Source organism: Pseudomonas sp. JS3066 (genome assembly GCF_036328175.1).
GTDB lineage: Bacteria > Pseudomonadota > Gammaproteobacteria > Pseudomonadales > Pseudomonadaceae > Metapseudomonas.
Genome location: NZ_CP143312.1, coordinates 900,480 through 922,136 on the forward strand (window position 1 = coordinate 900,480; position 21,657 = coordinate 922,136).

At 64.3% G+C, this 21,657-nt stretch carries 22 protein-coding genes; 10 read left to right on the top strand and 12 right to left on the bottom strand.

Annotation, left to right across the window (positions count from 1 at the left end; genetic code table 11):
- The first annotated feature begins 135 nt into the window (after nucleotides 1–135).
- Genes SA496_RS04375 through SA496_RS04385 form a run of 3 tightly spaced genes read left to right on the top strand, consistent with a single transcriptional unit; the run spans nucleotide 136 to nucleotide 2,181 of the window.
- Nucleotides 136–1,338, top strand: coding sequence for an acetyl-CoA C-acyltransferase (locus tag SA496_RS04375; RefSeq protein WP_153921267.1), 1,203 nt, complete (start codon nucleotides 136–138; stop codon nucleotides 1,336–1,338).
- Between the two features lie 10 nt (nucleotides 1,339–1,348).
- Nucleotides 1,349–1,738, top strand: coding sequence for a nuclear transport factor 2 family protein (locus SA496_RS04380; RefSeq protein WP_120652580.1), 390 nt, complete (start codon nucleotides 1,349–1,351; stop codon nucleotides 1,736–1,738).
- Nucleotides 1,735–2,181, top strand: a complete 447-nt coding sequence (locus SA496_RS04385) for a nuclear transport factor 2 family protein (protein WP_153921265.1) — start codon at nucleotides 1,735–1,737, stop codon at nucleotides 2,179–2,181. Before SA496_RS04380 ends, SA496_RS04385 begins: the two co-directional genes overlap by 4 nt.
- A 92-nt stretch (nucleotides 2,182–2,273) precedes the next feature.
- On the opposite strand, the gene SA496_RS04390 is transcribed toward SA496_RS04385, so the two are convergent.
- Nucleotides 2,274–3,047: an SDR family oxidoreductase gene (locus SA496_RS04390; protein WP_153921263.1), complete on the bottom strand. Its 774-nt coding sequence runs from the start codon at nucleotides 3,045–3,047 to the stop codon at nucleotides 2,274–2,276.
- Nucleotides 3,048–3,438: 391 nt separating this feature from the next.
- Between SA496_RS04390 and SA496_RS04395 the strand changes: the two genes are divergently transcribed.
- The 4 genes from SA496_RS04395 to dmpG are packed head-to-tail and all read left to right on the top strand — an operon-like array spanning nucleotide 3,439 to nucleotide 7,027.
- Complete coding sequence (locus SA496_RS04395) at nucleotides 3,439–4,266, top strand: alpha/beta fold hydrolase (RefSeq protein ID WP_120652577.1); 828 nt, start codon at nucleotides 3,439–3,441, stop codon at nucleotides 4,264–4,266.
- Entirely contained in the window at nucleotides 4,263–5,054 is a 792-nt protein-coding gene (locus tag SA496_RS04400; RefSeq protein ID WP_120652576.1) for a fumarylacetoacetate hydrolase family protein, read from the top strand. Before SA496_RS04395 ends, SA496_RS04400 begins: the two co-directional genes overlap by 4 nt.
- Nucleotides 5,055–5,070: 16 nt before the next feature.
- Nucleotides 5,071–5,979, top strand: a complete 909-nt coding sequence (locus SA496_RS04405; protein ID WP_120652575.1) for an acetaldehyde dehydrogenase (acetylating) — start codon at nucleotides 5,071–5,073, stop codon at nucleotides 5,977–5,979.
- Nucleotides 5,980–5,992: 13 nt separating this feature from the next.
- The gene (dmpG, locus tag SA496_RS04410) at nucleotides 5,993–7,027 is read left to right on the top strand and encodes a 4-hydroxy-2-oxovalerate aldolase (protein ID WP_153921260.1); all 1,035 of its coding nucleotides are present in this window, start codon (nucleotides 5,993–5,995) and stop codon (nucleotides 7,025–7,027) included.
- Between the two features lie 158 nt (nucleotides 7,028–7,185).
- Here the strand turns inward: dmpG and SA496_RS04415 are convergent, their stop codons facing one another.
- The 11 genes from SA496_RS04415 to SA496_RS04465 all read right to left on the bottom strand — a co-directional run bounded on the left by SA496_RS04415 (nucleotide 7,186) and on the right by SA496_RS04465 (nucleotide 18,683).
- A complete protein-coding gene (locus tag SA496_RS04415) occupies nucleotides 7,186–8,232 on the bottom strand; it encodes a protein-glutamate methylesterase/protein-glutamine glutaminase (RefSeq protein ID WP_280359168.1) in 1,047 nt (348 codons plus the stop codon).
- Nucleotides 8,233–8,236: 4 nt separating this feature from the next.
- Nucleotides 8,237–8,848, bottom strand: a complete 612-nt coding sequence (locus SA496_RS04420; RefSeq protein WP_153921258.1) for a chemotaxis protein CheD — start codon at nucleotides 8,846–8,848, stop codon at nucleotides 8,237–8,239.
- Nucleotides 8,845–9,690 carry a CheR family methyltransferase gene (locus SA496_RS04425; RefSeq protein WP_120652568.1) on the bottom strand — a complete coding sequence of 282 codons (846 nt, stop codon included), beginning with the start codon at nucleotides 9,688–9,690 and terminating at the stop codon, nucleotides 8,845–8,847. The genes SA496_RS04420 and SA496_RS04425 overlap by 4 nt, the downstream gene beginning before the upstream one ends.
- A gap of 48 nt (nucleotides 9,691–9,738) precedes the next feature.
- A complete protein-coding gene (locus SA496_RS04430) occupies nucleotides 9,739–11,742 on the bottom strand; it encodes a methyl-accepting chemotaxis protein (RefSeq protein WP_120652567.1) in 2,004 nt (667 codons plus the stop codon).
- An 18-nt stretch (nucleotides 11,743–11,760) separates the two neighbouring features.
- On the bottom strand, nucleotides 11,761–12,246 hold the full coding sequence (locus SA496_RS04435) for a chemotaxis protein CheW (protein WP_120652566.1): 486 nt from the start codon (nucleotides 12,244–12,246) through the stop codon (nucleotides 11,761–11,763).
- Nucleotides 12,233–14,059: a chemotaxis protein CheA gene (locus tag SA496_RS04440; protein ID WP_330115078.1), complete on the bottom strand. Its 1,827-nt coding sequence runs from the start codon at nucleotides 14,057–14,059 to the stop codon at nucleotides 12,233–12,235. The genes SA496_RS04435 and SA496_RS04440 overlap by 14 nt, the downstream gene beginning before the upstream one ends.
- 21 nt (nucleotides 14,060–14,080) lie before the next feature.
- Complete coding sequence (locus SA496_RS04445; RefSeq protein ID WP_077523849.1) at nucleotides 14,081–14,446, bottom strand: response regulator; 366 nt, start codon at nucleotides 14,444–14,446, stop codon at nucleotides 14,081–14,083.
- A 203-nt stretch (nucleotides 14,447–14,649) separates the two neighbouring features.
- Nucleotides 14,650–15,852, bottom strand: coding sequence for a methyl-accepting chemotaxis protein (locus tag SA496_RS04450; RefSeq protein ID WP_377671023.1), 1,203 nt, complete (start codon nucleotides 15,850–15,852; stop codon nucleotides 14,650–14,652).
- 71 nt (nucleotides 15,853–15,923) lie between these two features.
- Entirely contained in the window at nucleotides 15,924–16,076 is a 153-nt protein-coding gene (locus SA496_RS04455) for a PSPA7_2676 family Cys-rich small protein (RefSeq protein WP_178123565.1), read from the bottom strand.
- Nucleotides 16,077–16,256: 180 nt separating this feature from the next.
- Entirely contained in the window at nucleotides 16,257–17,786 is a 1,530-nt protein-coding gene (glpD, locus tag SA496_RS04460) for a glycerol-3-phosphate dehydrogenase (RefSeq protein WP_120652563.1), read from the bottom strand.
- 138 nt (nucleotides 17,787–17,924) lie between these two features.
- Entirely contained in the window at nucleotides 17,925–18,683 is a 759-nt protein-coding gene (locus SA496_RS04465; RefSeq protein ID WP_120652562.1) for a DeoR/GlpR family DNA-binding transcription regulator, read from the bottom strand.
- 101 nt (nucleotides 18,684–18,784) lie between these two features.
- Between SA496_RS04465 and ybaK the strand changes: the two genes are divergently transcribed.
- The 3 genes from ybaK to SA496_RS04480 are packed head-to-tail and all read left to right on the top strand — an operon-like array spanning nucleotide 18,785 to nucleotide 21,592.
- Nucleotides 18,785–19,255 carry a Cys-tRNA(Pro) deacylase gene (ybaK, locus tag SA496_RS04470; protein ID WP_120652561.1) on the top strand — a complete coding sequence of 157 codons (471 nt, stop codon included), beginning with the start codon at nucleotides 18,785–18,787 and terminating at the stop codon, nucleotides 19,253–19,255.
- Between the two features lie 29 nt (nucleotides 19,256–19,284).
- Entirely contained in the window at nucleotides 19,285–20,772 is a 1,488-nt protein-coding gene (glpK, locus tag SA496_RS04475) for a glycerol kinase GlpK (RefSeq protein WP_153921251.1), read from the top strand.
- 28 nt (nucleotides 20,773–20,800) lie between these two features.
- Nucleotides 20,801–21,592: a substrate-binding periplasmic protein gene (locus tag SA496_RS04480; protein WP_120652559.1), complete on the top strand. Its 792-nt coding sequence runs from the start codon at nucleotides 20,801–20,803 to the stop codon at nucleotides 21,590–21,592.
- Nucleotides 21,593–21,657 lie beyond the last annotated feature (65 nt).

Sequence of the window (21,657 nt, forward strand, 5' to 3'; positions counted from 1 at the left end):
GAGCGAATTCATTCGCGAAAGGGCAGCGCAGCTGCCCCCTTCAGGCCACGCAGGGCAGACCTGCGGTCTGCATAGCGAAAGAATTCGGCCCCACAAAGTCTCCCCTTGCCCCGCGCGAATCCAGAGGACAACAGAATGAAAGAAGCCGTAATCGTATCCACCGCCCGAACCCCCATCGGCAAGGCCTTCCGGGGAGCGTTCAACGACACCGAGGCGCCGCTGATGGGCGGCCATGTAGTGCGTGAGGCGCTGCGTCGCGCCGGCGTCGAGCCAGGGGAGGTGGATGACGTGATCATGGGCGCCGCCGCGCAGCAAGGTACCCAGGCATACAACCTCGGTCGCCTCTGCGCGGTGGCCGGCGGGCTGCCTTCCAGCGTGGCCGGCATGGCGGTAGAGCGCCAGTGTTCGTCCGGTCTGATGAGCATCGCCCTGGCGGCCAAGGGCATCATCTGCGACGAGATCGACATCGCCATCGCAGGTGGCCTGGAGTCCATCTCCCTGGTGCAGAACAAGCACAAGAACAGCTACCGCAACCAGTCCGAAGCGGTGCTGGCGCAGGACCCGCGCGCGTATATCCCGATGATCGAGACGGCGGAGATCGTCGCCGGGCGCTATGGCATTTCCCGCGAGGCGCAGGATGAGTACAGCTACCAGAGCCAGATGCGCACGGCCTTGGCGCAGAGCGCAGGGCTGTTCGATGTCGAGTTGGCGCCGTTGGCGGTCCGCAAGCTGGTAACGGACAAGGCCACGGGTGAGAGCCGCCACGAATCAGTGACCCTGACTCGCGATGAGTGCAATCGCGCCGACACTACCCGCGAAAGCCTGAGCGCCCTGGAACCCGTATGGCAGGGCGGTCAATGGTCCGGCGCCGGGCGCTTCATCACCGCCGGCAATGCCTCGCAGCTATCCGATGGCGCCAGTGCCTCGTTGCTGATGAGCGCGCGCGAGGCCGAGCGCCGGGGCCTGGAGCCCCTGGGGCTCTATCGTGGTTTGGCGGTGGCGGGCTGTGACTCCGACGAGATGGGCATCGGCCCGGTCTTCGCTATCCCCAAGCTGCTCAAGCGCCACGGCCTGACCATGGATCACATCGGCCTGTGGGAGCTGAACGAGGCGTTCGCCTGCCAGGTGATCCACTGCCGCGACACGTTGGGCATTCCCGACGAGCGCCTGAACGTCAACGGCGGCGCCATCGCCATTGGCCATCCCTTCGGCATGTCCGGCGCACGCATGGTCGGCCATGCGCTCATCGAAGGTAAGCGCCGCGGTGTGCGCTACGTGGTGGTGAGCATGTGCATTGGTGGTGGCATGGGCGCCGCCGCCCTGTTCGAGACCCTATGAGGAGCATCTGATGATCAGTCCGCAACAGGTACAGGAAACCATGGCCCGCTACGTCGAGCTGGTGGACGCCTGCGATATCGATGGCATCGTCGCGCTCTACGCCGCCGATGCCACGGTGGAAGACCCCGTCGGCAGCCCGCCCCATGTGGGCATCGAGGCCATCGACCGCTTCTACCGCGAGGGGCTGGGCCGCGCCAACGCCCGCGCCCGCCGCACGGGTCCGGTATCTGCCAGCCACGCCGGCAGCGGCGCGGTGCCGTTCTGCGTGGACCTGGTATGGAACGGCGCGCCGTGCTCCATCCAGGTGATCGATGTGATGGAGTTCGACGCCGAAGGCCGCATCCGCTCGATGAAGGCCTTCTGGGGCGAGGCCAACCTGGTGGCGAGGAACGCGTCATGAACCTTGAACAGCGCATCGCGCGCCTCGAAGCGCTGGAGGCTGTTCGTCTGCTCAAGCACCGCTATCTCAACGCCTGCGATCTGAAGGACGTGGAGACGATTCGTGCCTGCTTTGCCGAGGGGCCGATCACGATCGACTACGGCCCGGTGGGCACCTTCCAGGAGCGTGACAGCTTTGTCGCGCTCTACCAGTCACTGGCCTGCAACGAACGGGTGATCGACCTGCACCACGGCGCCAATCCCGAACTGGAACATCTGGTTGACGACGAAGTCGCGGGGCGCTGGGCGCTCTACTACTTCAATGTCGATGCCGAGACTGGTGCTACGCGACAACTGGGCGGGGTTTACCAGGATCGCTATCGCCGCATCGGCGGGCAGTGGAAGATCGTCGAGACGGTGTTCCGGGCGCATTCGATGGTTGAAGGCGGCTCGACATCCTCGTAGGTTGGCGCCGAACGAAGCGAGGCCCAACATCGTCAGGTCGACCCGGGTGATGTTGGGCTTTTCAAGCGCAGCGCCAACTTACAGGCGCGCGTTCAATTTGCCCCCGCCTGCTCCAGAAACGCCGGCTTCTCTCCCCCGCCATGCACGCAGATATCCGCGCCGCTCACGTAGCTGGAAAGGCGCGATGCCAGGTACAGACAGGCATCACCAATGTCCTCGGGGCTCGCCATGCGCTGCAGCGGAATTCCCGCCGCTACCCGTGCCACACCCTCGGCATCGCCGTAATGCAGCTCTGACTGTTCGGTGAGGATCAGCCCCGCCGTTATGGCATTCACCCTGACTTTGGGCGCCCATTCCACCGCGAGCGAGCGGGTGAGGTTGAGCAGTCCGGCCTTGGCCGCACCATAAGCGGCGGTGCCAGGGGAGGGGCGGGTGGCGCTGACGCTGCAGATGTTGACGATGGCGCCGCCCTCGGGCTGGGCCTGCATCACCCGGTTGGCCAGTTGGCAGAGGTTGAGCGGCGCCAGCAGGTTGAGACGGATGATGGATTCGGAGAAGCGCGGCGAGGCCGTGGCCGCCTCGGCATGGGGTGCGCCGCCAGCGTTGTTCACCAGTACGTCGAGCCGTCCGAAGCGCTCGACGATGTTGTACAGCATGCGTTGCAGCTGCTCGATATCGCGCACGTCACACGGCAGGAACAGAGCCTCGCGGCCTGCGTGACGGGGCAATACGTCCGGGGCATTGCGGCCGCAGATCACCACCTCGGCGCCACCGGCGAGAAAGCGCTGGCTGATGCCCCGGCCCACACCCTTGCCGCCACCGGTTACCAGAACCACCTTGCCGCTGAAATCCAATGCATCGCCCATGGTCGTTTCCTCTGAAATGTCGATGGGCAGAGGCTAGGGCGGGCAGGACGGGCCGCCTACGTCCGGGAGGACTAGGGCTTCCACGTTTGGGGCCCATTTCTGCAGGGGCGAATGAATTGGCTCTTTCTGCATGACGTGTTGCAAGTAGATGCATGGCCTGTAGGCGCTGGCTTGCCAGCGAATGGCCCCGTTTCGCTGGCAAGCCAGCTCCTACAAGGCTCTTGGCCCGATTGTAAATCGCTCGCAAAAGCTAACGCTGCAATAGCGAATGCGTTCGCACCTACAAGTACTTCATCCCAACCCGGCGCAGTGTCTGCTAGTCCTCTCGGACGATGTTGGCCTGCCGGCCCGCCCGAATAATCCCGGCAAACAACAAGCCGAGGAGAGTCCCATGGACGCGCGATTGCCAGGGCGTTTCGTCACGCTGCCCGATGGCCTGCGACTGCATTACATCGAGGCGGGAGAAGGCGAAACGGTGGTGTTCATCCATGGCAGCGGCCCCGGCGCCAGCGGCCATAGCAACTTCAAGCAGAACTATCTGGAATTCGCTGACGCCGGTTACCGCGTCATCGTTCCCGACCTGCCGGGCTATGGCGCCTCTGACAAGCCGGAAACCACTTACAGCCTGGACTTCTTTGTCGCCGCCCTGACCGGCCTGCTGGACGCCCTGGATATCCAGCGCTGCGTGCTGGTGGGCAACTCCCTGGGGGGTGCCATCGCCATCAAGCTGGCGCTGGATGCGCCCAAGCGCGTCAGTCGCCTGGTACTGATGGCACCCGGCGGGTTGATGGAGAAGGAGCAGTACTACCTGCAAATGGAAGGCATCCAGAAAATGGGCGCGGCTTTCGCCAATGGCGAGCTGAACGATGCCGATGGCATGCGTCGCCTGCTCGGCCTGCAGCTCTACGATGCCTCGCTGATCAGCGACGAGACCGTCAACGAGCGCGTTGCGGTGGTCCAGCAGCAGCCGCGTTGCGTACTCAGCACCATGCAGGTGCCGAATATGACCGGGCGCCTGTCCGAGCTGACCTGCCCGATCCTCGGTTTCTGGGGCATGAACGATAAGTTCTGCCCGTCTTCCGGTGCGCAGACCATGCTGGAAAACTGTCGCAATGTCCGCTTCGTGATGCTCAGCGAGTGTGGGCACTGGGTGATGGTGGAACACCGCGAGCTGTTCAATCGCACCTGCCTCGGCTTCCTCGCGGAGGGGCGGCCATGAGCGAAGTCCGGCAACGTGAATTTGGCGAGGAGCTCTACCAGGCCCTGCTCGCCGGTCGCACCCTGGCGCCGCTGACCGAGCGCTGGCCTGAGATCACGATCGAAGACGCCTACCGCATTTCCCTCTACAGCATCGAGCGTCGTGTGGCGGCGGGCGATGCCATCGTCGGCAAGAAGATCGGCGTCACCTCCGAAGCCGTGCAGCGCATGCTCGATGTGCACCAGCCGGACTTCGGTTTCATCACCCGTGACATGTGGTTCGACGACGGCGACAGCATCTCGCTGGCCGGGAACCGCCTGATCCAGCCCCGCGCCGAGGGCGAGATCGCCTTCAAGCTCAAGCACGATCTGATCGGTCCGGGCGTCACCGAGCAGGACGTGCTCGATGCCACCGAGTACGTGATGCCCTGCTTCGAGATCGTCGACTCGCGCATCCACGACTGGAAAATCCGCATCCAGGACACCGTGGCCGACAACGCCTCCTGCGGTGTCTTCGTACTCGGCCGCGAGCAGGTGGACCCGCGCGAGCTGGACCTGCCCAACCTGCGCATGAGCGTATTCAAGAACGGCACGCAGATCAGCCAGGGCCTGGGCTCGGCTGTGCAGGGCAATCCGCTTACCGCCGTGGCCTGGCTGGCCAACACCCTGGGCGCCTTCGGCATCCCTTTCAAGGCCGGGGAGATCATCCTCTCAGGCTCCCTGGTTCCTCTGGAGCCGGCGCGTGCCGGCGACCAATTCGAACTGACCATCGACGGCCTGGGCAGTGCCCGGGTGTCCTTCCGCGACTGACTCCGGGGGAATGAACATGAGCAAGAAACTCAAGGCGGCCATCATCGGGCCGGGCAATATCGGTACCGACCTGCTGATCAAGATGCGTCGGTCGGAATGGATCGAACCGGTATGGATGGTGGGTGTTGACCCGACCTCCGAAGGCCTCAAGCGCGCCGCCGAGTTTGGTCTGAAGACAACCTCAGACGGCGTCGACGGTCTGTTGCCGCATGTGCTGGACGACGATATCCGCATTGCCTTCGATGCCACCTCGGCCTACGTCCACGCCGAGAACAGCCGCAAGCTCAATGAGCTGGGCGTGATCATGATCGACCTCACCCCTGCGGCCATCGGTCCGTACTGCGTGCCGCCGGTCAACCTCAAGGAGCACGCCGAGACGCTGGCGCTCAACGTCAACATGGTCACCTGCGGCGGACAGGCCACCATTCCCATGGTGGCGGCGGTGTCCCGCGTGCAGCCGGTGGAGTACGGCGAAATCGTTGCCACGGTGTCGTCCCGCTCGGTGGGGCCGGGTACCCGGCAGAACATCGACGAATTCACCCGCACCACCGCCGGTGCCGTGGAGAAAATCGGCGGCGCCAAGCGCGGCAAGGCCATCATCGTCATCAACCCGGCCGAGCCGCCCCTGATGATGCGCGACACCATCCATTGCCTCACCGAAGGCGAGCCGAACCAGGCGGAGATCCGCACCTCGGTGCTGCACATGGTCAAGGAAGTGCAGCGCTATGTGCCGGGCTACAAGCTGATCAACGGCCCGGTGTTCGACGGTCGCAAGGTGTCGATCTTCATCGAGGTCGAAGGCCTGGGCGACTTCCTGCCCAAGTCCGCCGGCAACCTGGACATCATGACCGCCGCCGGTCTGCGCACCGCCGAGATGTTCGCCGAAGAAGCCCACAAGGGCGCCCTGCAATTGCCCGTCCGTTGAGTGGAGATACCCCATGAACCTGCAAGGTAAGCACGTGCGCCTGCACGACATGAGCCTGCGCGACGGCATGCATGCCAAGCGCCACCAGATCAGCCTGGACGAGATGGTCGCCGTGGCCACCGGCCTCGACGCCGCCGGCGTGCCGCTGATCGAGATCACGCATGGCGATGGCCTGGGCGGCAGCTCGCTGAACTACGGTTTCCCGGCCCACTCGGACGAGGAGTACTTCGATGCGGTGATCCCCAAGCTCAAGCAGGCCAAGGTTTCGGCCCTGCTGCTGCCGGGCATCGGCACCGTCGAGCACCTGAAAATGGCCCATGACCTCGGCGTTTCCACCATCCGCGTCGCCACCCACTGCACCGAGGCGGACGTCTCCGGCCAGCACATTGGCATGGCGGCGAAGATGGGCCTGGACACGGTCGGGTTCCTGATGATGGCGCACATGGTCAGCGCGGAAAAACTCCTGGAGCAGGCGAAGCTGATGGAGAGCTACGGCGCCAACTGCATCTACTGCACCGATTCGGCGGGCTACATGCTGCCGGATGAGGTGACCGAGAAGATCGCCGTGCTGCGTAACGGGTTGAACGCCGGCACCGAAGTCGGTTTCCACGGCCACCACAACATGGGCATGGCCATCGCCAACTCCCTGGCTGCCATCGAGGCGGGTGCCGCGCGTATCGACGGCTCGGTAGCGGGCCTGGGGGCTGGTGCCGGCAACACCCCGCTGGAGGTGTTCGTGGCGGTGCTGGCGCGCATGGGCGTGGCTACCGGCATCGACCTCTACAGGATCATGGACGTGGCCGAGGACCTGGTGGTGCCGATGATGGACCAGCCGATCCGCGTCGACCGCGATGCCCTGACCCTGGGTTATGCCGGGGTCTACAGCTCCTTCCTGCTGTTCGCCAAGCGTGCCGAGAAGAAATACGGCATCCAGGCCCGCGAACTGCTGGTGGAGCTGGGCCGTCGAGGTACGGTGGGCGGGCAGGAAGACATGATCGAAGACCTCGCCCTGACCCTGTCGCGTCAGCGTGGGGTGTTGCCGACTTGAGGTATCGAGGTTAAGTCGGGCTTCCCTCTCCCCGGCCCCTCTCCCTGAAGAGGAGAGGGGTGACTCGCGCCTGGCACTCACCGCCCATCCTGCAAGGACCGCTCCCTCTCCCTTCAGGGAGAGGGCTGGGGAGAGGGGGCTCAACCCGTACAGAGCCCTCACACCCGATTCCCACTCCCCCGTCTCCGGGCTTGCGCCAGCAGCGCCGGCCCGATCTCTTCCAGTGCCAGCACCTCTTCCGCAGCACCAATCTCCGCCGCTTCCCGAGGCATTCCGTAGACCACGCAGCTGGCTTCGTCCTGGGCGACGGTGTAGCCGCCGGCCTCGCGGATTTCCAGCAGGCCACGGGCGCCATCCTTGCCCATGCCGGTGAGCAGGGCGGCGATGAGGTTGCGCCCGGCGCAGCGGGCGGCACTGTTGAACATCACGTCCACGGCTGGGCGGTGGCCGTTGACCGGTGGCGCTTCGGACAGGCGCGCGACGTAGTTGGCGCCGGAGCGCGCCACCTCCATGTGCAGGCCTCCGGGCGCGATAAGGGCGGTGCCGGGAAGGATGCGGTCGCCATCGCGGGCCTCGCTGACGCTGATGCGGCAGAGCTTGTCCAGACGCGCGGCGAAGGAGCGGGTAAAGCCTGCAGGCATGTGCTGGGTGATGACCACGCCTGGGCTGTCCGCTGGCAGGCCCAGCAGCACTTCCTTGATGGCTTCGGTGCCGCCGGTGGAGGCGCCGATGGCGATCAGCTTTTCAGTGCCGACGATGGGCAGGCCGCGTTCGACCGGGCGCTCCACAGCGATACGGCGGATAATTCTCGCGCGTGCGGCCACCTTGAGCTTGGCGCGGATTTCTTCGGCGTAGGCTTGCATGCCTTCGGCGATGCCCAGCTTGGGCTTGGCGACAAAATCGATGGCGCCCAGCTCCAGGGCGCGCAGGGTCGCCTCGGAGCCGCGCTCGGTCAGCGAGGAGATCATCACCACCGGGGTGGGGCGGCCCTTCATCAGTTTGTCGAGGAAGGTCAGGCCGTCCATGCGCGGCATTTCCACGTCCAGGGTGATGACGTCGGGCGAGTGCTGTTTGATCAGATCGCGGGCGACATAGGCGTCGGGCGCCACGCCCACCAGTTGCAGTTCGTTGTCGGCGCGGACGATCTCACTGAGCAGGCTGCGGATGAGCGCCGAATCGTCCACTACCAGCACCTTTATGGGCACGTGCTCACTCCTTGAACAAGTCGTATGGCCCCAGCGCCTCCCCGCGCTTGAGGTAGAGGATGTATTCCAGTTCGCGTTGCAGGATGGTGTCGTTGTGCAGGCTCTTGAGCTTCTTCACCAGCACCTTGCCGCTAGAGGGGAAGATGTAGACCTTGCGCGCTTCGGCTCCCATCACGTCCTCGGCCAGCAGGGGAATGCCTTCGGTGTCCAGGTAGCTGTGGACGAACTCCACGGTGCGCAGTGTGGCGTCGAAGCGCAGCAAGTCATTGGGCAGGTTGCCGGCGCCAAATACCTTGGCTGCCAACTGATGCCGCCGTGCGCCCTGGCGCAGCATCTCTTCGCTGAGTTGCTCCATGATGCGCACCCCGTGGTGGGTGGCAGCGCTGGCCAGGCCGCTGCCAGGGCCGGGTTCTGGCAGGAGGAACTGGTTCATGCCGCCGACGCCGCGCTGCAGGTCGAAGAGGCACACTGCGACGCAACTGCCAAGCACTGAGACCAGCACCTGGTCCTCGGTGGTGGCGTAGAACTCGCCAGGCAGCACCTTGACCGCCGGCAGCTGGAAATCGGGATCGAAGTAGCGGGTTGCGGCAATGGCGCCTGCAGTTTCCCCTTTCATGATGAGGCTCCCGGTACAGGCTGGTAGACGGTGCGGCTGACCAGTTTCACCACATGGTTGGCCTGCACGAAGCTTTCCGAATGTCCGGCGAAGAACAGGCCGTCTGGCCGCAGCAGTCGCACCATTCGCTCCAGCAGCCGTACCTGGGTGGGCTTGTCGAAATAGATCATGACGTTGCGGCAGAAGATGGCGTCCAGTCCGCCGCTGAGATGCCAGTCGGCATCCAGCAGGTTGATGCGGCGGAATTCCACCATCTGCCGCAGCTCGGGCACTACCCGCGCGAGACCGGCATTGGCTCCAGTGCCGCGCTGGAAGTAACGCTTCTTCACGGCAGGGTCCAGTTGCTCGAGACGCTCCACCGGGTAGACGCCGCGCCGTGCGGTTTCCAGTACGCCGGTGTCGATGTCCGACGCGATGATCTGCACGCCCTGCGCTCGCTCACCCAGGGCCTGGTGCAGGGCGATGGCCATGGAGTAGGGCTCTTCCCCGGTGCTGGAGGCGGCCGACCAGAAGCGCAGCGGCCGGCTCCGGCGCGAGGGATCCTTGGCCAATGCAGCGAGTTGGTCGAAGTGGTGCCGTTCACGGAAGAAGGCGGTGATGTTGGTGGTCAGCGCATTGATGAAGGGCTGCCATTCCTCGGGATGATGGTCGAGGTAGGCCAGGTAGCTGGAGAAGGTGCGCAGTTCGAGTTGGCGTAGGCGCCGTGCCAGTCGGCTGTAGACCATCTGCTGCTTGCTGGTGGCCAAGCTGATGCCGGCACGACGATAGAGCCGCTCGCGCACCTGCTCGAAATCGCGGTCGTTGTAGCCGAACTCGTGTTCGCCCAGGACGTGCGCATTCATTGCGTTACCTCAATGACCCCCGGCGCCAGGGCGCCGGGGGTTACGGGACTAGAACTCTTCCCATTCCTCTTCTTTACTGCGCGCGCTTCGCCCTGCACGTGTCGGGCGTGCGGCCTGGGGTTGGCGTGCGTTGCTGCGGGCAGCTGCGGGCTGGCCAGCGTGGGCCGGGTCCAGCTTGAATACCGCAACCGACTGCGCCATCAGCCCGGCCTGCTCCTGGAGGGCCTCGGCGGCTGCGGCGGCCTGTTCCACCAGCGCGGCGTTCTGCTGGGTCATCTCGTCCATCTGGTTGACCGCGCCGTTCACTTCCTCGATGCCCCGGCTCTGTTCGGTGGAGGCGGCGGCGATCTCGGCCATGATGTCGGTGACCCGCTTGATGGCGATCACGATGTCGCTCATGGTCTGGCCGGCCTGGGCCACCAAGGTGTTGCCGTTCTCCACCTTGCTCACCGAATCGGAGATCAGTGTCTTGATTTCCTTGGCCGCCGCCGCCGAGCGCTGTGCCAGCGTGCGAACCTCGGCGGCCACCACGGCGAAGCCGCGACCCTGCTCACCGGCACGCGCCGCTTCCACCGCGGCGTTGAGGGCGAGAATGTTGGTCTGGAAGGCGATGCCATCGATGACGCCGATGATGTCGGAAATCTTCCGTGCCGAGTCGTTGATGGCGGTCATGGTGCTGACCACCTTCTGCACCACGTTGCCGCCTTCCGTGGCCACTTCCGAGGCATTCACCGCCAGGGAGTTGGCCTGGCGCGCGTTCTCGGCGTTGAGTTTCACCGTACTGGTCAGTTCTTCCATGCTGGAGGCGGTTTCCTCCAGGCTGGAGGCCTGCTGTTCGGTGCGGGTGGAGAGTTCGGCGTTGCCACTGGCGATTTCACTGGCGGCGGTGTTGATGGTGTCGGCGGACTCGCGGATCTGTCCGAGCATGCGCGACAGGCTCTGCGCGGTTTCGTTGGAGTAGTCCTTGAGTTCGCCGAAGGTGCCCTGGTAGTCGGCACTGATGCTTTGCGACAGGTCGCCCTGGGCGAGTGCGCCGAGCATCCGCGAGACGTCCTTGAGGCCCTTGTCGGCGGTTTCCACCAGGCTGTTCAGGCCGGTAGCCAGGTTGAGGATGAAGCCGCTCTTGCCGCTTTCATCGATGCGCTTGGAGAAGTCACCCGCTGCGGCTGCGCCGACCAGCGCCGCGACCTCACGTTCGACCTGCACCTCCAGGGTCCGGTCGGCCCATTCGACTACCGAGCCGAGGCGTTCACCGGCATCGCTGATGACCGGGTTGGCCACCAGGCCGAAGGTCCGTCCGCCCACGTCGATCTGGGTGCGGAAGGTGCTGGTGAAGGTGGCGAGCAGGCGCTTCTGGTGCTCGGGGTTCTTGTGGAACTGGTCGATCGAACCGCCCAGCAGCTTGTTCACGGAGAACGACGGCAGTGCCTTGCGCAGGTCGGCCTCGGCGTTCTGCAGCATGCTGGTGACGGTCTTGTTCATGTAGATGATGTTGCGTTCGCCGTCGGCGATCATCACGTTGGTACTGCAGTTGTCCAGCGCACTCTTGATCCGGGTGTTCTCAGCGGCGGCCTGGGCCGCAGCCTTGAGACGGTCGCGCACACCGTCGATGGCGTCGGTGATCTGCGCCTTCTTGCCCGGCAGGCGCTCCATGTCCTTGCTGAAGTCGCCACGGCCATAAGCGGTGACCACTCCCACGACCTGCATCTTCACCGCGATATGGGCGGCCACCAGTTCGTTGACGCCCTTCGCGATGCGCGCGTGGGTACCAGTGAAGCGGTCTTCCGGTATGACCTGGTCGATCCAGCCGTCAGTGTGCTGGCGGGTCATCTCCACCAGTGCCTGGCTCAGTGCCTCGGTGCTGGCACTTTCTACGTGCTGTTGGCGCAGGCCCTTCTGCAAACGGGCGAGGCTGTCGTAGACCGATGTCCAGATCGGGTCGTCACCGGCGCCGATGGATTGGTCGAGATTACCCTCGGCCAGGCCCTGGATCAGGCTGGCCAGGTGCTGCGCGCGAAGCTGTGCTTGTGCTTTTCCGTTGAACAGTCCCATGGATTATCCCCTTGCGTGTCAGGCTGCGGCTGCTTCGACCAGGGCCATTTCGCGGCTGGTCATCAGCTTCTCGATATCCACCAGGATCAACATCCGCTCGGCCGCGGTGGCAAGGCCCAGCAGGTACTCCGTATCGAAACTGGCGCCGAACTCCGGCGGCGGCTTTATCTCGTCACCCGACAGGGCGATCACGTCGGACACCGAATCCACCACCACACCGACGATGCGTCGGCCGATGTTGAGGATGATCACCACGGTGAACGGGTCGTAGGTGACGTCGGCGAGGTTGAACTTGATGCGCAGGTCGACGATGGGAACGATGGCGCCGCGCAGGTTGATCACGCCCTTGATGAAGGCCGGGCTGTTGGCGATGGCGGTCACCTGGTCATAGCCGCGAATTTCCTGCACCCGGAGTATGTCGATGGCGTACTCCTCGCGACCGAGGGTGAAGGTCAGGTACTCCTGGGCCGGCTGTCCGGCCTGTTCCGCACTAGGTGAGTTCATGCAGTACCGCTCCTTGTTGTTGGGCCAGGCCCGGCAGGGCGTCGACATCCAGGATCAGGGCGACGCTGCCGTCGCCCATGATGGTGGCGCCGGCGATGCCTTCGATCCGGCGGAAGTTCTGTTCCAGGCTCTTGATCACCACCTGCTGCTGGCCCACCAGGTCATCCACCAGAAGGGCGAAGTGGCGCCCGTCGGCTTCGAGGATGACCACGATGGACTGCTCGGCCGGCAGCGGCGGGGTGGATTCGCCCAACAGGTCGTGCAGCGAGAGCAGCGGCAGGTACTCGCCGCGCACGCGGATCACCGCGCCTTCCTCGCCCCCCAGGCCACGGATGTCCTCTGCCTTGGGCTGCAGCGATTCGACGATGTAGGTCAGTGGTATCACGTAATGGGTGCGCGCCACGGCGACGATCAGGCCGTCGAGGATGGCTAGCGTCAGCGGCAGGCGGATGTTGATGCGGGTCCCCAGGCCCGCGGCCGAGTCGATGTCGATGCGCCCGCCCATGGCCTGGATGTTGCGCTTGACCACGTCCATGCCGACGCCGCGTCCCGAGAGGTCGGTGACTACTTCGGCAGTGGAGAAACCGGGCATGAAGACCAGTTGCCAGACCTCGGTGTCACTCATGCCGTCGTGCACCGCCAGGCCCTTCTCGCGGGCTTTGGCGAGAATGCGCTCGCGGTTCAGGCCACGGCCGTCATCGCTGATCTCGACAACGATGCTGCCGCCCTGGTGGAAGGCGCCCAGGCGCACGGTGCCGCTGGCCGGTTTACCGGCGGTCAGACGTGCCTCGGGTTGCTCGATGCCATGGTCGATGCTGTTGCGCACGATGTGGGTGAGCGGGTCGCTGAGGCGCTCGATGACCCCTTTGTCCAGTTCCGTGTGTTCGCCCTGCAGCACCAGTTCCACTTGTTTGCCGAGGCGCGATGAGGTGTCGCGCACCAGGCGCGGGAAGCGGCTGAAGATGAAGCTGATGGGCAACATGCGGATCGACATCACCGATTCCTGCAGGTCGCGGGTGTTGTGTTCGAGCTGCGCCAAGGCCTGGTGGATACGCTCGTGCTGACTCGGGTCGAGCGCACCGCCGAGCTGGCCGAGCATGGCCTGCGTGATGACGAGTTCGCCCACCAGGTTGATCAGGCTATCGATTTTCTCGACGCTGACACGGATCGAGCTGGACTCGTTTTCGCTCGTTGCAGGTTTGCTGGCGGGCGCTGCAGCTGCAGGAGTCGGCTTAGGCGGGGAGGCGATGGCCGCGGCGGGTGCGCCAGGGGCTTCATCGAAAAAGCCGAAGGCGCCGGATGCGTCCTGGGTAGGCACGCCAGGCGCATCGTCGAAGAAGCCGAAGTCGTCGGCGGCCGCTGATTCGGGCAGGCCGGGTGCGTCATCGAAGAAACCGAAATCCGCCTCTTCGACAGGCGTCGGCGTGGTGTCCAGCAGCCCGCGCAGGCGGGTCACCGTTTCTTCAACCGGCACGCTCGGGTCGGGGCACTTCTGGCGGTGGGCATCCAGCAGACGCATCAGCACGTCGCGGGCTTGCAGGAACAGGTCGACCATTTCCGCACGCAGAGCCATCTGGCCGCTGCGGATTCGGTCGAGCAGAGTTTCCAGCTCGTGGGTCACGGCGGTCAGGTCATCGAAGCCGAACATGCCGGCCGAGCCCTTGATGGAATGCGCGGCGCGGAAGATGCCGTTGAGTTCTTCCGCGTCAGGCTGCTGCAGGTCGAGACCGAGCAGCAGTAGTTCGAGGCTTGCCAGGTGTTCTTCTGTTTCCTCGAAGAAGACCTGGAGGAACTGATTCATCCCTTCACTCATGGGAGGCGCCTTGTGCTGGGGTCAGGGGAGGACCTTGCGGGTGACTTCCAGCAGTTTTGGCGGATCGAAGGGCTTGACTAGCCAGCCAGTGGCGCCGGCGGACTTGCCTTGCTGCTTCATGCTGTCACTGGATTCGGTGGTCAGCATGAGGATGGGGGTGGCGCGGTAGCCGGGCAGACCGCGCAGACTGCGAATCAGGCTGAGGCCATCCATGTTGGGCATGTTCTGGTCGGTGAAGACCAGGTTGTATGCCTTGCTCTGCGCCTTGCCGAGGCCATCCTTGCCATCTACCGCCTCGTCCACGAGGTATCCGGCGGCTTTGAGAGTGAAGCTCAGCATCTGCCTTATGGATGCTGAGTCGTCAACGATCAGGATCTGCTTGCTCATCAGTGCCGCTCTCCTTGCCGCTTTTTTCTGGGGTGATGCCTCTTTTTCCTTGTAGGGGCGATTTCATTCGTCCCTACAGAATCCCGCCGCGCTGCATGGCTACTGGCCATGCTTATGTGTAGATGGGCGCCTGTTGAGCGTCCAGCTATTGACGTCATCCGTTCGTCGCGTGGATGGGCGGCGAATGCATGACGCCTATCGATTCAAAAAAGCTCCACCTCGCCGGCACTTACGCTGCTCTGGGCGACGGGATTGGCGACAGGTTTGCGCAGCTCGAGGGTTTCCTGGTCGACGCATTCGGCCCACTGCTCCGGCGTCACTGTGCGCAGCCCGCCGAGCCCCGCGGCGAATCCACCAAGTTTGGCGAAATGCTTGCGCATCTGACCGATCAGCTGGCTGCTCATGTCCTGGAACTGCAAGGCGGTAATGGCCTGGTCGACGCCTGAACCCACCTCCAGAGAAATGCGATCCAGTTCCTGGATCACTTTCAGCGTGTGCCGGTTCAGGCCTTCCAGGTCTTCCAGCATGTGGTGCAACTGCTGTTTGGATTCCAGGGCAATTCCCATGTCCTTGTCTGCCAACTGGGAGATGGCCGACTCGGCGTCCTGGATTTCGCGGTAGACCACGTCCACATGCTTGCGAATCTGCTCCGAGAATCCGGTGGAGCGGGTGGAGAGGGCGCGTACTTCGTCGGCGACCACAGCGAAGCCACGACCGCTTTCACCGGCGCGGGCGGCCTCGATGGCGGCGTTCAGCGCTAGCAGGTTGGTTTGTTTGGCGATGGCGTCCATATCGTGGGTGGATTTAAGGATATCGGCGATTTTCTGTGTCACCCGGTCCATGCGCTTGACCAGTTCCTGGGAGGTCTGGCTGGTTTCCAGTGTGGCCTCGACGAACAGGCCCAGGGTGTTACGGGTGGTGGAGATGAACTCCTGGAAATTCATGCCGTCATCGGTGCCCTGCTGGTTGCCGTAGCGCTCGATCAGAGAGTGGGAATGGGCACGCTGCTGGTCGATGCGGGCGGCCAGGCCCTGGAAGCTGTCGCCCAAGCGAGCGATGGCGTCCTGCAGCAACCCGTCGACCTGCCCAGCATGTGCCTGCAAGGTGCCAAGGTGTTCGTCCACGGCATTCTGGGCCTGCTGCCAGTCGGGTGCCACGATGGGGTGGGTAGTGGCCTGCGTGGCACGTGGGCGCGACTCTCGCTGCAACCAGGTCAGCAGCAGGCTGGCCAGCCAGCCTCCACCCAGGACCAGCCAGACCGGCAGGTCAACAGCGACCATGCCGGCACAGGCCAGCCAGATCAGGGAGTGCAGGGCCAGGCCCTTGATTGGGTTGGCGGACGACGGATGCGACATGGAGCACTCCCTTGCCAAGGTTGTCTGGCTGATGGCTTCTGAAAAGGCCATCGGCAACGCTGGTTAAAACTAGAGGGTTGCGGTGTGCTGTCAAATGGCTATCCGTCGGATTCGTTTGCCTTTCAACCCGCTGTTTCAGCCTCCTCTTCGGGCGGGCTGAGATAGCGATGGGCGCCGCAACGCAGGCAACGCTGGCAGATCATGGGAACAGCGCCGACTTCTGTACGAAAACCTTCGGTCCATTGGCAACCGAGCAGGAAGCAACGAATACGCATGACTCCTCCCGGGGGCGCACCCCCTGGTTCGATCCGGCAGTGGTGGGATGAACTGCACTCGCCTTGTTCTTGTTGGAGGCATGGGGCGCCGTGAAGGATCGGCCGACCGCTCTAGAGTCGGCAACCTAAAAGGGCGAGCGGTGGGGCCGTTGGTCGGGGAAGGGAGGGAGCAGGGAAGGGTTACGCTGCATCCACGCGCGGTCGGCGCGGATGCTCCGGTTTCAGGTAATGAGCCAGACGCGCTTTCTGGCTGGGGCTCATGAACAGACCGAGCTTGGTGCGGCGCCAGAGGATGTCCTCGGCGCTTACCGCCCATTCCTGCTGGCAGAGATAGTCCACTTCGCGGGAATAGAGGCCGGCGCCCAGATGCTCGCCGAGGTCAGCCAGTTCCCGTACGCCGCGCAACAGATGCCAGCAACGGCTGCCATAGAGGTTGGCCCAGCGTCTGGCGATATGCGTGGGCAACCAGCCGAAGCTCGAGCAAAGGGCTTCCACCAGGGCGCTGCGGCATTCCATCTTTTCGCCGCCGGGCAGCGGCGCGCTGGCGGTCCAGGCGCCCTTGGCGAAGGGGAACCAGGGCGTCAGTTGCTGGAGGGCGGTCTCGGCCAGTTTGCGGTACGTGGTCAGCTTGCCGCCGAACACCGAGAGCAGGGGAGCCTCGCCGGGATGGGCTGAGAGGGCGAGGGTGTAGTCGCGCGTCACCGCTGACGGATCGTCCGACTCGTCATCACACAGCGGGCGCACGCCGGAATAGCTGTGGAGGATGTCCTGCTCGCTCAACTGGTGCTTGAAGTGGCGGTTGACAACGTCCAGCAGATAGTGGGTTTCTTCGGCGGTGATCGCCACTTCCGCCGGGTCGCCGTGGTATTCGCGGTCGGTGGTGCCGATAAGGGTGAAACGCTCCAGGTACGGAATCGCGAAGACGATACGGCGATCCTCGTTCTGCAGGATGTAGGCCTGCTCGCCGTCGTGCAGGCGCGGCACGATGATGTGGCTGCCCTGGATGAGACGGATGCCATAGGGCGTCGCCTGCTTGAGGTCCTGCTGGATGAAGCGCGCCACCCAGGGGCCGGCGGCGTTGACCAGGGCACGGGCGCGGATCGACAGCAGGCTGCCGTCGACGCGTTCCAGGTGGATATGCCAGAGGCCCTTGCTGCGCCGGGCGCTGACGCAGCGGGTGCGGGTATGCACATGGGCCCCGCGCTCGCGGGCGGCCATGGCGTTGAGTACCACCAGGCGCGCGTCGTCGACCCAGCAATCGGAGTATTCGAAACCCTGGGTGATTTCAGCCTGCAACGGGCTGCCGGCGCCGAAGCGCAGGCTGCGGGAGGCGGGTAGGCGCTTGCGCTTGCCGAGGTGATCGTAGAGAAACAGGCCGGCACGGATCATCCACGCCGGCCGCAGGTGCGGCCGGTGCGGAAGAATGAAGCGCATCGGTTTGACGATGTGCGGCGCCTTGGCAAGCAGCACCTCACGCTCGGCCAGGGCTTCGCGCACCAGGCGGAACTCGTGGTGTTCCAGGTAGCGCAGGCCGCCGTGGATCAGTTTGCTGCTGGCCGAGGAGGTGTGCTGGGCGAGGTCGTCCTTCTCGCAGAGGAAGACCGACAGGCCGCGTCCGGCCGCATCAGCGGCAATGCCGACACCGTTGATGCCGCCGCCGACGATTGCGAGGTCATAGACTTCCGCGATGGGAGAATGGTTGTGGTTCATTGGCAGGCACCAAGGTCGAAACCGAACTTTCAGTGTTCATTTTCGAAAATAGCCTAGATGAGCGCGTACGAAATGACTAGCCCAATGCGCGAAATCGCGCCGGGTGGTCATGGAAAATTCACACAGGGGAAGAGCAGCTCAGACCCGGTCGAGGTGCACCTTGTGCTCGGCGAGCAGGCGGGTCAGGGCGGGGGAGGGCTGGTGGTCGGTGAACAGCCGGTCCACCAGGGAAATGGCGCCCAGGCGTACTACGGCGTTGCGACCGAACTTGCTGGAGTCGGCGGCGAGGAACACCTGGCGGGCGTTCTCGATGATGGCTTGGGAGACGCGCACTTCCTGGTAATCGAAGTCGAGCAGGCTGCCATCTTCGTCGATCCCGCTGATGCCTACGAGTGCGTAGTCCACTTTGAACTGCTGGATGAAGTCCACCGCTGCCTGGCCCACGATGCCACCGTCGCTGCGCACTGTGCCTCCGGCCACCAGTACTTCGAAGTCCGGCTTGTCGGCCAGTTGCGCCGCCACGTGCAGGTTGTTGGTGATCACCTTCAGGCCCTTGTGGCCCATCAGTGCGCGGGCGATGGCTTCGGTGGTGGTGCCGATATTGATGAAGAGCGAGGCGTGGTCCGGGATGTATTCGGCCACTGCATCGGCGATGCGCTGTTTTTCGTCGCGGTTCTGCCCGGCGCGCATGGCGTAGGCGGTGTTCTGGGTGCTCGAGCCTTCGCTGGCAGCGCCGCCGTGGGTGCGTCGCAGCAGGCCGTGTTCGGCGAGTTGGTTGATATCGCGCCGGATAGTCTGCGGGGTGACGCCGAAGGCCTGGGCCAGTTCGTCGATGCTGACGTAGCCACGCTCGCGAGTGAGGTCGAGGATGTCTTGTTGTCGTGGGCCCAGGATCATGCTGGCTCCTTGTTTTGCGCGGCATTATAGCGGCGGGCTGTCGAATCACCGCTTTTCCGTTAAGGTACGCCGAATCTGCCGCAGGATTTTCACAATCGAACATGACTCCCGCCATCGATCTGCTGAAGAAAGCCAAGGCTGAGCACAAGGTGCACAGCTATCACCACGATCCCAAGGCGCCGTCCTATGGTCTGGAAGCCGCCGAAAAACTCAACCTGGACCCGGCGCGGGTATTCAAGACGCTGCTCGCCGCCACCGAGAAAGGCGAATTGCTGGTGGCCGTCGTGCCGGTGGCCGGCAGTCTCGACCTCAAGGCCCTAGCCCATGCTGCCGGTGCGAAGAAGGCCGAGATGGCCGACCCCACCCAGGCCCAGCGCTCCACCGGCTACCTGGTGGGCGGCATCAGTCCGCTAGGGCAGAAGAAGCGCCTGCGTACCTTCATCGATGGCACTGCGCGGAACTTCGAGAGTATCCATGTCAGCGCCGGTAGGCGCGGGCTGGAGGTCGAACTTTCCGCCGATACCCTGGCGACTCACACTCAAGGCCAGTTCGCCGATATCGGTCGCCCCTGAACCCAGAACAAGAACAAGGAAGCATCGCCATGGCCCAATACCTGCTCGCCATAGACCAGGGCACCACCAGCAGCCGCGCCATCGTATTCAGCGCCCAGGGGCTGCCAGTGGCGCGCGCCCAACAGGAGTTCAAGCAGTACTTTCCCAAGGACGGTTGGGTAGAGCACGACGGTGAGGAGATCTGGCTTACGACGCTCAAGGTCTGCCGTGAAGCCATAGAGCAGAGCGGGCTGAATCCGGTCGAGATTGCCGCCATCGGCATCACCAACCAGCGTGAGACCACGCTGGTATGGGATGCGAAGACCGGTACTCCGATCCATCCGGCCATCGTCTGGCAGGACCGTCGCACTGCGGATTATTGCTCCGCGCTCAAGGCCGCCGGCCATGAAGCCGACGTGGCCAATCGCACAGGACTTCTGATCGACCCCTACTTCTCCGCCACCAAGCTGCGCTGGGTGCTGGAGAACGTGCCAGGGGCCCGTGAGCGCGCTGAGCGCGGCGAGCTGCGCTTCGGCACGGTAGATTGCTTCCTGCTTTGGCGCCTGACCGGCGGCAAGGTGCACCGCACCGATGCCACCAACGCCTCACGTACGCTGCTATTCAATATCCACAGCCAGCAGTGGGACGCAGAGCTGCTGCGTCTGTTCGACATCCCCACCAGCCTGCTGCCGGAAGTACTGGACTGTGCCGCCGAGTTCGGCGATACCGACGCCGCGTTGCTCGGTGCCAGTATTCCCGTGCGCGGCATGGCGGGCGATCAGCAGGCGGCGTTGATCGGCCAGGCCTGCTTCCAGCCGGGCATGGTGAAGAGCACGTACGGCACCGGCTGCTTCATGATCCAGAACACCGGCGACCAGCCGGTGGTTTCCCGCAACCGACTGCTGACCACCGTTGGCTACCGACTGAATGGCAAGGTGAGCTATGCGGTGGAGGGCAGCATCTTCGTTGCCGGAGCCGCCGTGCAGTGGCTGCGCGACGGCATCAAGCTGATCAGCCACGCCCGTGATACGGAAGCCCTTGCCGAGCAGACCGGCGACGCCTGTGGTGTTTACCTGGTGCCGGCCTTCACCGGCCTCGGTGCTCCGTACTGGGACCCGCGCGCCCGCGGTGCAATCTTCGGCCTGACCCGCGATACCGGTATCAAGGAGATCGTCACCGCGGGCCTGCAGTCGGTCTGCTACCAGACTCGTGACCTGCTGGAAGCCATGGCGCAAGACGGCGCTGCCGCGCCCAGTGCCCTACGGGTGGATGGCGGCATGGTGGAGAACAACTGGGTAATGCAGTTCCTTTCGGACATCCTCGGGGTCCCGGTGGAGCGCCCGGAGGTGACGGAAACGACGGCTCTGGGTGTGGCCTATCTCGCAGGTTTGCAGGCGGGGCTCTACCGCGATCTGGACGAAGTGGCCAGCCACTGGCATCGTCAACAACGTTTTGTTCCGCGCATGGCCGACGAGCACCGCAAGAAGCTCTACGACGGCTGGCTGGATGCCGTGCAGCGGGTGCGCAGCGGCGCATGACAGGGCTGCATGGATGCTGGGAGGCGGAATGGGGAGAGGGCGAGGGTCGCTGAAACGCGGTTGGCAGGCTCTGGCCCTGCTGGTCGCATCTTTGCTCTTCCCATCGGCCCACGCCGAAACCCTGGTGATCGCCGGGGACATCTGGTGCCCGATCAATTGTGAGCCCGGCTCCCGAAAGCCGGGCGTTTTCGTCGAGCTGGCGCAGGAAATCTTCGGAGAAGCAGGCATCGACGTGGAATACCGCCTGGTGAACTGGGCGCGCGCGGTGCATGACACCCGCAACGGCCGGCTGGACGCCCTGATCGGCGCCGGCATCCAGGACGCTCCCGACTTCGTCTTCACCGCCACACCGCCCGGCGTGTCGCGCATGTGTTTCTACGTCGCACCCAACAGCCAATGGCGCTACCGCGGATTGGAGTCGCTAGCCAATGTCCGGCTGGGAAGCATCAACAGTTACAGCTACGGCCAGGAACTCGACACCTATATCCGCATAAAGCGGGACGATCCGGCGCGGGTGCAGGTTGTGTCCGGCGACCAGGCCCTGGAAATGAATGTGGAGAAAGTCCTGCTCGGACGCATCGATGCCACCATCGAGAACGCCTGGGTAATGGATGCCTGGCTTGCCGAAAGTGGTCAACAGGGCAAGCTGGTGAAGGCCGGCTGCCGCTTGCCGGACGTGCCCATCTTCCTGGCGTTCTCTCCAGCCCTCAAAGGCAGCGCACGCCATGCCGCGCTGTTCGACACCGGGCTCAAGCGCTTGCGTGAGTCCGGGCGAATGAACGCGTTGCTGCAGCGCTATGGCCTGCCTCCGCTAGACTGATCAGGCTGTTCCACCGATATCGACCGGCCACTGTATCGCGCAAGGAGCGCTGGTGGCTGGCATGC

Coding starts and splice junctions, on each gene's coding strand:
- SA496_RS04375 (WP_153921267.1), top strand. CDS start 136: ATGAAAGAAGCCGTAATCGTATCCACCGCCCGAACCCCCATCGGCAAG.
- SA496_RS04380 (WP_120652580.1), top strand. CDS start 1,349: ATGATCAGTCCGCAACAGGTACAGGAAACCATGGCCCGCTACGTCGAG.
- SA496_RS04385 (WP_153921265.1), top strand. CDS start 1,735: ATGAACCTTGAACAGCGCATCGCGCGCCTCGAAGCGCTGGAGGCTGTT.
- SA496_RS04390 (WP_153921263.1), bottom strand. CDS start 3,047: ATGGGCGATGCATTGGATTTCAGCGGCAAGGTGGTTCTGGTAACCGGT.
- SA496_RS04395 (WP_120652577.1), top strand. CDS start 3,439: ATGGACGCGCGATTGCCAGGGCGTTTCGTCACGCTGCCCGATGGCCTG.
- SA496_RS04400 (WP_120652576.1), top strand. CDS start 4,263: ATGAGCGAAGTCCGGCAACGTGAATTTGGCGAGGAGCTCTACCAGGCC.
- SA496_RS04405 (WP_120652575.1), top strand. CDS start 5,071: ATGAGCAAGAAACTCAAGGCGGCCATCATCGGGCCGGGCAATATCGGT.
- dmpG (WP_153921260.1), top strand. CDS start 5,993: ATGAACCTGCAAGGTAAGCACGTGCGCCTGCACGACATGAGCCTGCGC.
- SA496_RS04420 (WP_153921258.1), bottom strand. CDS start 8,848: ATGAAAGGGGAAACTGCAGGCGCCATTGCCGCAACCCGCTACTTCGAT.
- SA496_RS04425 (WP_120652568.1), bottom strand. CDS start 9,690: ATGAATGCGCACGTCCTGGGCGAACACGAGTTCGGCTACAACGACCGC.
- SA496_RS04430 (WP_120652567.1), bottom strand. CDS start 11,742: ATGGGACTGTTCAACGGAAAAGCACAAGCACAGCTTCGCGCGCAGCAC.
- SA496_RS04435 (WP_120652566.1), bottom strand. CDS start 12,246: ATGAACTCACCTAGTGCGGAACAGGCCGGACAGCCGGCCCAGGAGTAC.
- SA496_RS04440 (WP_330115078.1), bottom strand. CDS start 14,059: ATGAGTGAAGGGATGAATCAGTTCCTCCAGGTCTTCTTCGAGGAAACA.
- SA496_RS04445 (WP_077523849.1), bottom strand. CDS start 14,446: ATGAGCAAGCAGATCCTGATCGTTGACGACTCAGCATCCATAAGGCAG.
- SA496_RS04450 (WP_377671023.1), bottom strand. CDS start 15,852: ATGGCCTTTTCAGAAGCCATCAGCCAGACAACCTTGGCAAGGGAGTGC.
- SA496_RS04455 (WP_178123565.1), bottom strand. CDS start 16,076: ATGCGTATTCGTTGCTTCCTGCTCGGTTGCCAATGGACCGAAGGTTTT.
- glpD (WP_120652563.1), bottom strand. CDS start 17,786: ATGAACCACAACCATTCTCCCATCGCGGAAGTCTATGACCTCGCAATC.
- SA496_RS04465 (WP_120652562.1), bottom strand. CDS start 18,683: ATGATCCTGGGCCCACGACAACAAGACATCCTCGACCTCACTCGCGAG.
- ybaK (WP_120652561.1), top strand. CDS start 18,785: ATGACTCCCGCCATCGATCTGCTGAAGAAAGCCAAGGCTGAGCACAAG.
- glpK (WP_153921251.1), top strand. CDS start 19,285: ATGGCCCAATACCTGCTCGCCATAGACCAGGGCACCACCAGCAGCCGC.
- SA496_RS04480 (WP_120652559.1), top strand. CDS start 20,801: ATGGGGAGAGGGCGAGGGTCGCTGAAACGCGGTTGGCAGGCTCTGGCC.